Source organism: Silvimonas soli (assembly GCF_030035605.1).
GTDB lineage: Bacteria > Pseudomonadota > Gammaproteobacteria > Burkholderiales > Chitinibacteraceae > Silvimonas > Silvimonas soli.
Window position 1 is genome coordinate 1,353,428 of record NZ_CP106736.1, and the last position, 12,634, is coordinate 1,366,061.

Annotated in this window: 10 protein-coding genes and 1 tRNA gene; 5 read left to right on the forward strand and 6 right to left on the reverse strand. The window is 57.5% G+C overall.

Features of this window, described 5'->3' with window-relative positions:
* Positions 1-217: 217 nt before the first annotated feature.
* The gene (locus tag N7220_RS06155) at positions 218-412 is read left to right on the forward strand and encodes a hypothetical protein (RefSeq protein ID WP_283150581.1); all 195 of its coding nucleotides are present in this window, start codon (positions 218-220) and stop codon (positions 410-412) included.
* A gap of 73 nt (positions 413-485) precedes the next feature.
* On the opposite strand, the gene N7220_RS06160 is transcribed toward N7220_RS06155, so the two are convergent.
* Together N7220_RS06160 and N7220_RS06165 are read right to left on the reverse strand one after the other, a co-directional pair.
* Complete coding sequence (locus tag N7220_RS06160) at positions 486-881, reverse strand: nuclear transport factor 2 family protein (protein ID WP_283150582.1); 396 nt, start codon at positions 879-881, stop codon at positions 486-488.
* A gap of 146 nt (positions 882-1,027) precedes the next feature.
* Positions 1,028-1,273 (reverse strand): hypothetical protein, encoded by a 246-nt coding sequence (locus N7220_RS06165; RefSeq protein WP_283150583.1) that lies wholly within the window; start codon positions 1,271-1,273, stop codon positions 1,028-1,030.
* 486 nt (positions 1,274-1,759) lie between these two features.
* Here N7220_RS06165 and N7220_RS06170 point away from each other — a divergent pair, with 486 nt between their 5' ends.
* Positions 1,760-3,208: a 4Fe-4S binding protein gene (locus tag N7220_RS06170; protein WP_283150584.1), complete on the forward strand. Its 1,449-nt coding sequence runs from the start codon at positions 1,760-1,762 to the stop codon at positions 3,206-3,208.
* A 158-nt stretch (positions 3,209-3,366) separates the two neighbouring features.
* On the opposite strand, the gene N7220_RS06175 is transcribed toward N7220_RS06170, so the two are convergent.
* Genes N7220_RS06175 through N7220_RS06185 form a run of 3 tightly spaced genes read right to left on the reverse strand, consistent with a single transcriptional unit; the run spans position 3,367 to position 8,127 of the window.
* On the reverse strand, positions 3,367-5,538 hold the full coding sequence (locus N7220_RS06175; RefSeq protein ID WP_283150585.1) for a phosphocholine-specific phospholipase C: 2,172 nt from the start codon (positions 5,536-5,538) through the stop codon (positions 3,367-3,369).
* A 52-nt stretch (positions 5,539-5,590) separates the two neighbouring features.
* Positions 5,591-5,905, reverse strand: a complete 315-nt coding sequence (locus tag N7220_RS06180; RefSeq protein WP_283150586.1) for a hypothetical protein — start codon at positions 5,903-5,905, stop codon at positions 5,591-5,593.
* A gap of 11 nt (positions 5,906-5,916) precedes the next feature.
* Positions 5,917-8,127: a hypothetical protein gene (locus N7220_RS06185; protein ID WP_283150587.1), complete on the reverse strand. Its 2,211-nt coding sequence runs from the start codon at positions 8,125-8,127 to the stop codon at positions 5,917-5,919.
* Between the two features lie 364 nt (positions 8,128-8,491).
* On the opposite strand from N7220_RS06185, the gene N7220_RS06190 reads away from it, so the two are divergent.
* The 3 genes from N7220_RS06190 (at position 8,492) to N7220_RS06200 (ending at position 11,860) form a co-directional block, all read left to right on the forward strand.
* Positions 8,492-9,352 carry a LysR substrate-binding domain-containing protein gene (locus N7220_RS06190; RefSeq protein WP_283150588.1) on the forward strand — a complete coding sequence of 287 codons (861 nt, stop codon included), beginning with the start codon at positions 8,492-8,494 and terminating at the stop codon, positions 9,350-9,352.
* Between the two features lie 380 nt (positions 9,353-9,732).
* A complete protein-coding gene (locus tag N7220_RS06195; protein ID WP_283150589.1) occupies positions 9,733-10,665 on the forward strand; it encodes an alpha/beta hydrolase family protein in 933 nt (310 codons plus the stop codon).
* Between the two features lie 106 nt (positions 10,666-10,771).
* Positions 10,772-11,860 carry an endo-1,4-beta-xylanase gene (locus N7220_RS06200; protein ID WP_283150590.1) on the forward strand — a complete coding sequence of 363 codons (1,089 nt, stop codon included), beginning with the start codon at positions 10,772-10,774 and terminating at the stop codon, positions 11,858-11,860.
* Between the two features lie 682 nt (positions 11,861-12,542).
* Here N7220_RS06200 and N7220_RS06205 read toward each other — a convergent pair.
* Positions 12,543-12,627: transfer RNA gene (locus N7220_RS06205), tRNA-Leu, on the reverse strand.
* Positions 12,628-12,634 lie beyond the last annotated feature (7 nt).

Here is a 12,634-nt window from a genome sequence, read left to right on the forward strand (position 1 = left end):
TATTACCCCCGTACTGCCATCCTGTCGGCGGTTTGCAGGAGGAGTCCTCCAAAGCCTTTAAAACCGGCTTTTTTTATTCGGAATCTCCTACCCGAATCCCCGGCATTGGCTGATCAAGTGGGTCAGGGCGCTCCGTTAATCTGAAGTCACGTTGCATCGCAACGCGTTCCCCTCTTTTGGGGTGGAACGATTTCTTCAAAATTTTCAGGAGTTCATCATGGCTAATCATCAACCCCATTCGTCGAACCAATCCTCCAAGCACACTGGCACCAGTCAGCAGCATTCTGCTTCACAAAATAAATCCGACTCGAACAAGAGCCAGTCCCGCAATGCAGATGACAAGAGCGGGTCGCGCGGCGGGTCGCACGAACAGCATGTCGAGGCTGGCCGCCAAAGCCACAAGAACAGCTAAATGAAACTGGCAAAACGACAAAGGCCCGGGGATTATCTCCGGGCCTTTGTTGTTTCGGTGGGGATGCACTCGCTCACCCGGCTCGTCGGTCCAGCACATCGTCCGGCACGACTTCGTCTTGCAATACCACCCAGTGTTCAAAGATTTTGCCGTTCGCCAGCCGGAACGTATCAATGACCGAAACCACGGGCTGCCCTTCGCAGTAGTAGCGTCCATGAACCATTACCACGTCCCCTTCGCCCACTACGGCGCCGGGAGTGTAAGAGGTTCCAGGCGGGAGGCTTTGCAGCACCTTGCGGGCCGCAACGGCGTTGGCATTGGTAATCGGGGAGTGGTCGACACAACGTTCGGATATCGCCGCCATTGCCTGAAGGGGGTCGTTGCTCAAGAAAATGGCGTCCATCAATTCCGTGACAATTTCTTTGTTCGACTTGGGCAGGACTGGCTCGTTACGATTTACAGATACCACAGTTCATTTCCCCCAAAGAACCAGTATGGGCCAAGCCCCAAGGTCTGTTCCGCGTATTGACGGCTGACCAGACTGCCGGGTATTCCACCGCAGACACAGCGCCCGGCACGCAGTATGGGAGCTTGACGGGCACATTTAATGCGGATTTATTCTGGCTCGGGCAGATTGAATCTGGCGCGGGCTTTGTTCAATGCTTCCTGTATGACCATTGCGTAGGGCTGCGCATTTTTCCACGCGGCAATTAGCCAATTGCACCCGTCGACCGCTTCGGCACTCCAGACTGGCGTCGCTACGCGCAAGTACCGACCATCGTCCACCACTTCGCAGCTGCCGTTGATCTCATCCGAAAGCCACTCCTGGATGAACTCCTTGCTTTTGATTTCGCGCGCCATGGCCGTCTCTTCCCGAAAAATGAGCTTATTGAGATGAACGATCGCCAAGCCCGGATATTGCGAGATGTATCAGGCAGAAATCTAGGAGATTTCCCCACCTGTAAAAACACGATGTACGCCTGTTTTGAAGTGGGAAAAATCTGGCAGGAATCGCGGACAGTTGCGCAAGGGAGAGAGGCCTCTGTTCGCCGACCGGATCCTGTACGTGATGGAAGAGTTGGTGCGTGGGGCACTTGGCGGGCGGACTGCCAGGACAGGTACACCCACGGTGGTTTTAGTGATTCAAATCAAATTCGCATTATTGAAAATCTGCCCCCTCTCCCAAAGAAGTGATAATGCTTCTCATTGATGAGGCTATTTTTGCTGCAGTCGATTCGCCAGTTCAAGGGGCTCCACGCCGGTTTGTCGTCGTAGCAGATATCCAAAAGTGGCTCTGAGATTTCACCTTGGGCTTGTTTTGTCTATCCCTTTGCCAAAAGTGCACCAATGTCTCAGAAGCAACATGTCACCATCCCTGTTCTCCCCATCACGGAGAACTCTGTTGGGATGCAGTCCAGTTCAGCCAAGCCTGTCCGTGATGCGATAGAAGGTTTTTTTGTCCGACACCGACATCAATTGATCTGGGTACATGCTGCAGCTTTCGTGGCATTTATTGCAGTCATCTTTCTTCCGCTGTTTCTTTCGGAACCCCCGGAAACTGCTACGCCGTTCACCAATTTCACTACCTTCGCGAATTACGCGATGTGGGGACTGTGGTTTCCATTGGTCTTTCTTTCGGTCATTTTTACCGGGCGCTCATGGTGCGGATTGCTTTGCCCGATGGGCGCCGCCTCCGAATGGTTGAACAAAATCGGGCCACAGCGACCCATTCCAGCCTGGATGCGCTGGGAAGGGACGCCCGCTGTCAGCTTTGTACTCACCACGATTCTGGGGCAAACGCTCGGCGTGCGGGATCACCCAGAAGCCGCCGCTGAAATTTTGGGTGGCACGATGCTGGCCGCCCTTGTGGTTGGCTTTTTTTATGGGCGCAAGAAACGGGCCTGGTGTCGGCACTTATGCCCGATTGGCCGTCTACTTGGTCTGTACTCCAGGCTAGGCGCGATCGAGTTCGCCCCCCAGGTAAGACGTCCGGGGCGGGATGCCTACAGCCAGAAAGGAGCATGCCCAACCATGATTGATCTTGTCGGGAAGAACGAATCGCGTCATTGCATTGAATGCTTTCGCTGCGTCAATCCAGCCGCCAAGGGCAGCGTTCGCATGGAATTTCGCCGACCAGGGCTGGAGATCGAGAACATCCGCGATAATCGCGCAAACCCGGCTGAAGCCTGGTTTCTTTTCCTGGATACGGGTGTGGCGCTCGGTGCTTTTCTCTGGTTAGTGTTACCTCAGTATCAGGCCATACGGCAGAGTATTGGTGTCTGGTTTATAGAAAAGGGATGGACATGGTTTCTTGAAATCGGGCCATCCTGGTTAGTCAGTGTTCACCCGCAACGCGGCGAAGTGTTCCTTTGGCTCGATTTCTTCACCATCAGCGGCTTCATGGTCACCTGGATGATTGCCTTGACCGCGTTACTGGCAGCGACCACGAGCGCCGCCGCACACCTGTCCCGGCTGGTTGGCGGTGACGGCAGTTTCGGCCGACGCTTCAGTGAGCTGGGTTATCAATACGCGCCTGTGGCCATGGTTTCTCTGGTCATCGGCTTGGGTGCCATGCTGTTCGACCCGATCAAATTTACGCCCCTCGGCCCGGCAGGCGTGCAGATCCTCAAAGGTAGCCTGTATGTGGTTGGTGTCGTGTGGAGTGTCTGGCTTAGCCAGAAAATTCTGGCTCGTCAGGGCGTGCGTGCATCGAAGCGATGGCTGCCAATTCTCCCTGGAATTGCGGGAAGCATCGTGATCGGAGCCTGCTGGTGGCCAGCAATTTTCGGCGCATAACGCACTATTTTGGCTCCCGAAAATGTGAAATCAGGTTGGCTGTCATTCCGCCCCGTCTCTGGTGCGAGTCCAAAGCACCAGCCGATAAGTTGGCCTGTCCACACAGGCGTGGACAGACCCATGATTCCATCATGAACGAATGCCGGGCGCCAGAATGATCAGCTCACGCCCATCGCCGGATCACTCATGCCATCCTTACCGGTCTCAAGGCGCCCGGCAAAGCGTCGCACAAACTGGTTTCCCGCACTGACCGTAAAGTCATACCAGCCACCGGATTGCGACAAGGTCCAGTACGGCTCTACCTGCATATTGCTGGCCACCGTGTAGGTCCACGGGCCGTCGCTGCGATAAGCGTTAGAGGTGACAGTTACTTGGGCTGCGGCGTCACCGCTATTCATGATGGTCAGGTAGATGGCGTTATTGCCATGGTCATAGCAAACCCGAACCTCCGGATTGGCGCCCGTCGCTACCGTTGCGGCATTGCCCTCAAACAGTCGGTGATAGCCATTCGGGCCGAGCACCCACAGGCTGTACTGACCGGTCGGCGAGTTGACGGCGACATTCCACGAGTCGGATATCTCCTTGCCAGCTTCCACGGTAAAGCGCCGTGGATAGCTCGCCAGGTTCAAGCGGTCGTAGACGTGGAATAGCGCACCCTGAGTACCGGTGTTGCTGAAAGTCAGCCACACCAGGCCGTCGCTCGTGTCGACATTGGCGCTGGTATGCAGGTGGTACGGCAATGCCCGAGACGGTCTCGACATGGCCTGTTGCGTGGGTAATGGCACGGACCCAACCGCAGGTACGGGGACTCCGCCTGCCGCCTTTTGCTGTGAATAGGTGGCATCGGCCTGTGCTTTGCTTGGTGCAGTCGCCAGAGTTGGCGTGGCGTTGTTAGGGGTGCTGAAATTGAAGCACGAAGTGAGATCGCCAAAGACCGCACGCCGCCATGGGCTGATGTTTGTTTCAATGACGCCAAAACGCTGTTCAAGAAAGCGCAGCGTCGAGGTATGGTCGAACACTTGGGAGTTAACCCAGCCGCCTGTACTCCACGGCGAAACCACCAGCATGGGTACACGAGCTGCAGCGCCAAACGGTCGGCCATCCGGCGGTGTCGTGTCGGCGTCATACGGAAGGTGCGGCATGGTGAAATGTTCGGCAGAAATGTCGACGGTTGACTTGCCCAGATAGCTGCCGTCGCTATTGCGCCATGGCGGATCGGGCGGTGGGGCATGATCAAAGAAACAATCGTTCTCGTCGTAGGGGATCAGCAAGATCGTCTTGCTCCAGACATCCGGATTGGCGGTCAGCATGTCCAGTATCGTCTGCATATACCAGGCGCCCTGGTCCGGAATCGACGAGATGGGATGTTCACTATAAGCCGCCGGTGCCACGATCCAGCTCACCTGCGGTAAGGTGCCCGCCGCGATGTCATCGGCGAAAGCCTGCAAATATCCTCCGTCCGGCATGGTGTTGCCGACGCCTTTGAGTAGCGGCGAAATCGGGTTCATCACCGACGAGGAATAAGGCGTATTGACCGTATAGCCTTGCGCCACCATGGCTTCGACGGCGGCGCGGTAGCTGGCAAATGCGCCCAACTGGTTGTTGTTGCTGTTGTTGGTGGGACTTTGATACACCTTCCAGCTTACGCCCGCGGCTTCCAGGCGTTCCGGGTACGTTGTCCATGGCAAGCCTGTGGCAGAAGAGCCGATTGTGTTGCCGGAAACGGTGTAGCCCCAACTGGTGTTGCTGGTGACCGAGTGGTTGACGACGTTCGAGCCGTTGGTGCCGCTCCACAGAAAAATACGGTTCGGGAAAGTCCCGGTATGCGTCGAGGTATGGTAGGCGTCACAAATTGTGAACGCATTGGCCAGCGCCGCATGAAAAGACAGATCTTTGGGCTGCAGATAGCCCATTGATGCGGCAATGCTCTTGGCCTTGGGCCATGCGGCCATCCGGCCGCCGTCCCATGCGCCCTGCTGGTCGCTCCATGAGTGGGTGCCGCCAATGTAGAGCCCGTTACCCAGTGCGGGATCAAGGTAATACGGCTGTACATTGCCCGACGCCCCCTGCTGGATCCACACCGGGTTGCCGGAGGCCATGGGAATGGTGAAGCGGTCGCTATAGCCCCGTACTCCAGGCAGCGTGCCGAAGTAATGATCGAATGAGCGATTCTCCTGCATGAAAATGATGACATGCTCGACATCGTTGATGGTGCCGGTCGCGTTGTTGGCCGGAATGGCGAGCGCGCGCTGGATAGCCGGAGGAAAAGCGCTGAATGCGGCTGTGGCAGCGGCTGCGCGCAAAAAATTGCGGCGACTCATTTGGGTCATGGTAGATCCAGTGTGAAGTATGTTTTACCGAGGTGGGCCTTTGCGGTCCAGCTCAAGGCGCGCAGTCGATCTGCGAATTCAATAGTGGCGATTGCAGCGCGGCGGTGCCCGAAGCGGCGCACGGCCCAGGTGCCGGCGTCAGCACGATCGGCACTGCGGTGGTGACGCCACCCGCGCCCAATGGTGCCGTGTTGCCACTCACCGCCTGGTTGGTTGAAGGGCTGTTGCTGGCCGAAATGTTTCCGGTCTCGCCACCACATCCGGATAGCAGCAGGCACGCGGCAACAGTGGTGGTCGCTGCCCCGGCCGCGCATACGCGTTGCAATGCCCAGGCGCAATGTCGCGCAAACGGGATCAATGTGTTCATCTCAATCCCCTTCAATTGGGCAACAGTGTGGAGAGCGGCTTTTGCGACAGGAAGATGGATTCGACTTCGGCCTGACTGAGCGCCCGGTTCCACATGGCCAGATCACCAAACATTTGCTGGTACATTGGCGCGGTGGTGCATTTGCCAGCCGTATAGGGCGGAGTCAAGCTGCATTTGTTCATCAGATAGCTGCCTGTGCCATCTTCACCCACACCCCACTGCGCGAACGGCGACAACTTGGTCAGGTCTACCGAGCCGGTGGTCTTGCCCAGGATTTCAGTTTTGCCAAGTACCGGGTCCAGCGCATACATGCTCATCGTCTTGGCCACGCCGTCGACCGAGAGTGCGATGTAGACCCATTGCCCCACACTGATCTGGGTGTAGGGGCTGGTTGGGCCGTCAGCACGTACGCCGCCCGAACCGATATTGAAAGCGATGCCACATTGATTGGCGGTGCTGCTGGCGAACAAGCCAATCGCCACGCCGGCATTGCCGCCACTGACGTAGTTTTTGTTGGAAAACACCGGTACATCGTTTGTCGCGACACAAGACTGCACCTTGAACCAGAAGCCGATGGTGAATTGCGGCGTGGTCCCTTGTGAGACGTCGAACCCGGACGCTGGCGCCAGTTTGTAACCTTCCAGGCCATTGCTATCAACAAAGTGGGTATCGATCAGGAGCCCATATGCGCTGCCTGGTGACCCTGAGACGACTGCCCCTGCCCCAGCAGGTAGATCGGCTGCATATGGCACCATGGTGCTGTGGCCCATTTTGTCGATTGGCGGCAAGGTGCTGCTGAATGGGTAGTAGACCGTAAGGCCATTGCTGAGGGTCGCCGCGAGCGGAATCGGCGGCACGAACGATACCCGCGACAGGGTCGAGCGCAGGGCAGCGCTCGATGTCGCACCGACCTGTACCGTGTAGTTCAGCAGATAGCTGCCCTGGGTCGTCAGTTCCTGCGCCAGTTGCGTATCGGTGTAATTGCTTGTCCCGGCGGGCAGGTTCGAGGCGATCACCACGCCGTCGCGCAGCACGTTGATCGTGCCGCTCGCCGGGGCGGTCCAGCTCAGGCCGACGTTCGCGCTGGTTGAGTTGTTGTTATTGACGGTGGCAACCAGTTGCGACACGGGCTGTGCGCCGAGCAGTTCTGCACCGTCCATAGCGTAACTGGCAGCGGTCTGCGGGATGTTCAGGTAAGCCAGCAGTGACGGCGATACGTCTGCCACGCTGGGTGCCACATACAGCTGGCTGAAGGTTGAGGGTGCCACCGAACCCGTGAAGCCAGCGGTGCGATTGGTGCTCTGGTTCAGGCCAATGAAGGTGGTGGACTCTGGCACCAGCGGCAAGCCATCGGCCTGGCTGTTGGCGCTCAGCCCATGATTGCCGGTGACCACGATCAACCACTGGCTATTCGATACCTTCACGGTTTCAGCCACCAGGGTGCCGACGGACTGATCCAGCTGTGTCAAGGTATTGGCGTACTGCGCTGCCCCTTGCCCGTAATTGACGGCGGCGTCTTGCGCGGCGTGATATTGCGCAAAAATCAAGGCATAGCCGTTGTCGATCATTTGCACGGCCTGGCCTGTTACGCAGTCAGAGGCCGTGGCGCTGGTGGAGCAATCGGCCAGGGTGTCCAGGTACCCGGCACTGTGGTCCATCGACAGCAATTGGGCGAGCCCGCTTGACGCCACAGCCACGCCATTCAGGCCGCTGCTCGCTGCCTTGGTCAACTGAAATACGCTTTTACCGTGGGGTGTCTGTTGAGGCGCATCGGATAGAACCTGATGACGTACCGCCCACGCCCCGGTCAGCAGCGTGGCCCATCCCGGCGTGTCCAGTGTCGGTTGCTGACCGACGGTTCCGGTTATGCCACCGTTGTACGCAAGCTGTATCTTCAGCTTGGCAAGGTTCGGCAAGGTGCCAGCCGCAATACCCGCTTGCAAGGCGTTATATGTTGCCCCATCCAGATCAATAACCAGCGCGTGATTGATTGGGGTCCCGGTGGACTGATTGCTTGGCGAAACCGGTGAACTGCTGGTTTGCGTGTTGTCCGCTGTGGGCGTTGTCGCACCGTCTATGGGTGCTGCAGATGTCGCCTGGCCACCACCACAGGCCGTCAGCGTGACCGTCGTAGCCAGAAACAGTGCGAGCAGGCCGCCGAGACGACCCACGCTCAGCCGCGATCCGGATGTATTCACCTGCTCGAGATGGGGAATGACCACGGTGAAATCTTTGCCCACAGCAGATCGAAATCGGGGCAACAATCGGCTTTCCGTAAAAACGGAACCACATCGTTTTGCTCGCATGCTCATGCCTTTTTATTGGGATGGGTAAGTGTGAGCAGAGGATAGGGAAGGCCCACTACGTCGAAATGACGGATTTACCAATCGATTTCGCTCAATACACCGATTTTTTCGTTTTTAAACTGGCACCATTGCAGACTGTTTTTGGGCGAAGAGCGTTGTGCGCATTGACCTGCCTGATGTCAGAGTCCAGTGAGACGACGGGTTTTGTCACACTGCGTCGGTATATTTAAAAATTCGATCACTTAGCGCGCTTGCAACCCATTTTTCCAGGTGGATGGCCATGACCCTCACACAAATCCGAAGCTTTATCGCTGTGACACAACATGGTGGTTTCACCGCTGCGGCGCGGGCGCTTTCGATGAGTCAGACCACACTTACATCGCAAATCCAGACGCTGGAACAAGACCATGGCGTGGAGTTGTTCCATCGACGCGGTCGGCGCGTCGAGCTGACTGCCCTGGGCGTCGAGTTTTTACCGGTGGCACGGCGCATGGCGGGCTGCGAAGCAGATGCGATCTCGATGTTGCACGACAGTGGCACGCTCAAGGTCGGTGCAGTGGGCCCTTTTCATGTCACCGAAATGATCGAGGCCTATCACGGCATCCACCCACGAATGCATCTTTCGGTGAAGCTGGGCAATTCTGAAGAAATCCTGCGCAATCTCGATGAATACAGCTGTGACGTGGGCGTTGTTGCTCGCGCGTTCGAAGATGCACGCTACTTTACCCAGCCCTATGGGTCGTTTCCGGTCATTGCCTTCGTCGCGGCATCGCACGCTTTTGCCCGCCGTTCCAGCGTGACCCTGCAGGATCTGGCCACGCAGCCGCTACTCATGCGTGAGCCAGGTTCCACCACGCGCCGCGCGCTGGAAGATGCAATGGACGCTGCCGGGCTGAAGCCACGCGTGGTCATGGATATTGGGAGCCGGGAAGCTTTGCGCGAAGCGGTGGCACGGGGTCTGGGGGTCGGGACGGTCTCTCAAGCGGAGTACATCTCTGATGACAGGCTGCGGCCACTGCGAATTGAAGGCGAGCCCGTTGAGACGCACATCCATGTGTGCTGCCTTAGCGAACGACGTGATAGCCGGCTGGTCTCCTCATTTTTTACCGCCGTTGAACGTTGTCGCCGTCCTGGCAGGTAACTGAGGGCCTTGAACTTGGTGACAGCCAATATCCGCTTCGGCCGATACCACCCCCGCAGCCCATGCTCCGCGTGCGGCCAAAACAACCGGCGCGGCGCACAGCAATTCACGTCCCCTCTACGCTGGAGAACGGCCATTAACCGGCTATGAAAGCTCAGACAATTCAACCATCAACGCGCTCAATTCAGATGGGGTTGCCGCAACGTGGCCAGGAAGCGGAGAATCGCCCCGTACTTGAACGAACACCTCCTGAATTCGCCACGAGATACCGTACAGCCTGCGCTGCACACCCGTTTGATGATTCCCATGCGAGCTGGGCATAGCAGAAGGAGCAAGCGTTGAACCACATTCACCAATACCTTGCTGCCGGCGTCCTTGCCATGAGCAGCTTCCTGGCGAATGCCGCCGGGTTTGCCTGGATCAGCGTTCCGGCTGATGCGGATGGCCCGGCTTTGAAGGGCGCCATCTGGTATCCGAGCGCCACGCCACCGGCTGCACTGGAGCTTGGCCCTTTTACCATGAACGTGGCCAAAGACGCGCCGGTGCAGGGTGATCATTTACCGTTGGTGGTCATGTCGCACGGCACAGGTGGCAGTGCGCTGGGGCATCAGGACACTGCAGTCGCACTGGCTGATGCGGGGTTTGTGGTCGCAGCCATCAATCACCCAGGCGATAACTACCAAGACCTGAGCCAGCAGATGCATGTCGCGCCATTTATTTCGCGACCACGTGACATATCGCGGCTGATCTCGTGGATGACCCATGGCTGGCCAGGTGCCAACCATCTCAACGATCAGGCCATTGGTTTCTTCGGGTTTTCTCGCGGTGGCTACACCGGCTTGGTCAGTATCGGTGCGGTGCCAGACCTGACGCTGGGTGAAGCGTTCTGCGTGCACCAGCCTGATTTGCCATTCTGCACTGAAATCAAAGGCCCGCTACCCTCAATGCCACCGGCTGATACCCGCATCAAGGTGGCGGTAATTGCCGATCCGCTGTCGGTGTTCAGTAAAGAGGGGCTGGCAAAAATCAGCGTGCCCGTGCAGTTGTGGGCCTCTGAATATGGCGGCGATGGAGTTACGCCGGAAAGCGTGGCGGCCATCCGCAAAGGCTTGCCCCATGCGCCGGAGTTTTACAGCGTCGCAGGATCAGGCCACTTCAGCTTTCTGAGCCCATGCCCGGCGCAAATGACCGCCTCTGTGCCGAGACTGTGCACCGACCGGCCGGGCTTTGATCGCGTAGCATTTCACCAGCGCTTCAATACCCAGGTCACAGCGTTTTTCCGGGCACATCTGGCCGGACCCCCAACGCGTTGATGCCTGAGGCCGGTCGGAAAAAATGGAAGCCCACGGACCCGCGTGCTGGCAACGGTAGCCCAAAATTTACAAGGCGGGCCGACGAGCCACGCAAAGGAATAAATGCATGCATAAGCGTCTGCGCGGCTTTGGGCTTGCCAGCACGATCATCATTCTTGGCGCCTGCACGGGTACGCCCGTGACGCCGCATGTTGCCGCCAGCGCCGTGCCCACGCCCTCCTTGGCAAAAGCTTGGCAGGGCCAAGTGCTGATCGGCGCGGCGGTGGATGAGAAGAACATCCAAAGTCAGGGAACGCTCATTGCCGACCAGTTCAGTAGCGTGGTGGCAGAAAACGCCATGAAACCCATGGCGACCGAACCACGTGAAGGCGAATTTCATTTTGAAGCCGCCGACGCCATCGTCCGCTTTGCCCAGAGCCATAATATGGCCATCCGCGGCCACACGTTGCTCTGGCACCTGCACACACCAGACTGGATGTGGCAGGGCAAAAATGGCCAGCCCGCAGATCGTGATCTGGTGCTGGCGCGTCTGAAACGGCACATCGACGCCGAAGTAGGACACTACAAAGGTCAGGTGTCTGCCTGGGATGTCGTCAACGAGGTCATCGACGAAAAACAGCCCGACTGCCTGCGCAACGATAAATGGCATCAAGTGGTGGGCCTGGACTACGTGGATTACGCCTTTCGCTATGCCCACGCCGCCGATCCCGCCGCGCGCCTGTTCATCAACGAATACTCCACCACTGAAACGGCCAAACAACGCTGCCTGCTGCGTGTGATACAAGGCTTGCAAGAACGTGGCGTGCCTGTAAACGGCATTGGCCACCAGATGCACATCTCTGTGTTCTACCCGCGTGTAGAAGACATTGACCAGACCCTGACCGCCTTCGCCCGCCTTGGTCTGGAAAACCAGATCACGGAAATCGACATGAGCCTGTACAAGTGGAAAGACAACCACCTGTACGACACCCGCGACAACCTGCTGGCGCTGCAAGCCCGCCGCTATGGCGACATCATGCGCATGATCCGCAACCACCCGGATGTGACCGCCGTAACCTGGTGGGGCGTGACCGATGCCGGCACCTGGCTCAACCAGGATGCCCCGGCAGATCACCACGACCAACCCCTGTTGTTTGATGCACAAGGTCAACCCAAAGGCGCGTTCTGGGCGGTGTTCAACGCAGCGCGGCGGTAAGGCTCATGACCGGTCGCTTGGCGCAATCGCCAGTTGTAGTGCCAGGCGATGGCGACAGATTGCTTTGCATCGCACTCCAGACATTTATCCCCAGCGACTAGATGGGCACTTTGGCCGAAATCCATCCAATCCAATGGATTGGGCCGATAGTCTGCAGTTGGTCGAGTGTGACAACTTCAACGATTGCCAACCCTGAAAGATACGGGCCACCTCACATGAGCCATTACCACGTCGCACTAACTCACTACTTCCGGAATAACAGGCCCTGAATCTACAGTGCGCATGCTCACTCATTCAGGAATGCTTAATCAGCAGCTACGAAATACCCACTGGGGAGAGAAGCTGAGCATCAGCTTCTCCAGGATTCGAAGTGCAACCCCATCAGCACTCACCCTAATCCGTAATAGCCCTACCGCAACCTGCATAAAATTATCGACCGGAACAGCGTGATGTGCAGGTTCTAGCAATTCACTGACCAGTTTTACCAGCAAACATGATCACTTTTGCGAGAGTCTGCGAACTCTCTATCGTCGCCGTTTGGAACACCGTCGGGACACACCGCGTAGTGTAAAACTGCGATTTATTGCGGAGAAGGGGCAAAAACGACGGACGTAAAAAAGCCCGCAAAGCCTTTATTAACGGGGCTTTGCGGGCTTTTGAACCACTTGCGTGATTCAGTGTCTGGTGCCCGAGGTCGGAATCGAACCGACACTCCTTTCGGAACCGGATTTTGAGTCCGGCGCGTCTACCAGTTCCACCACTCGGGCAGGAGGG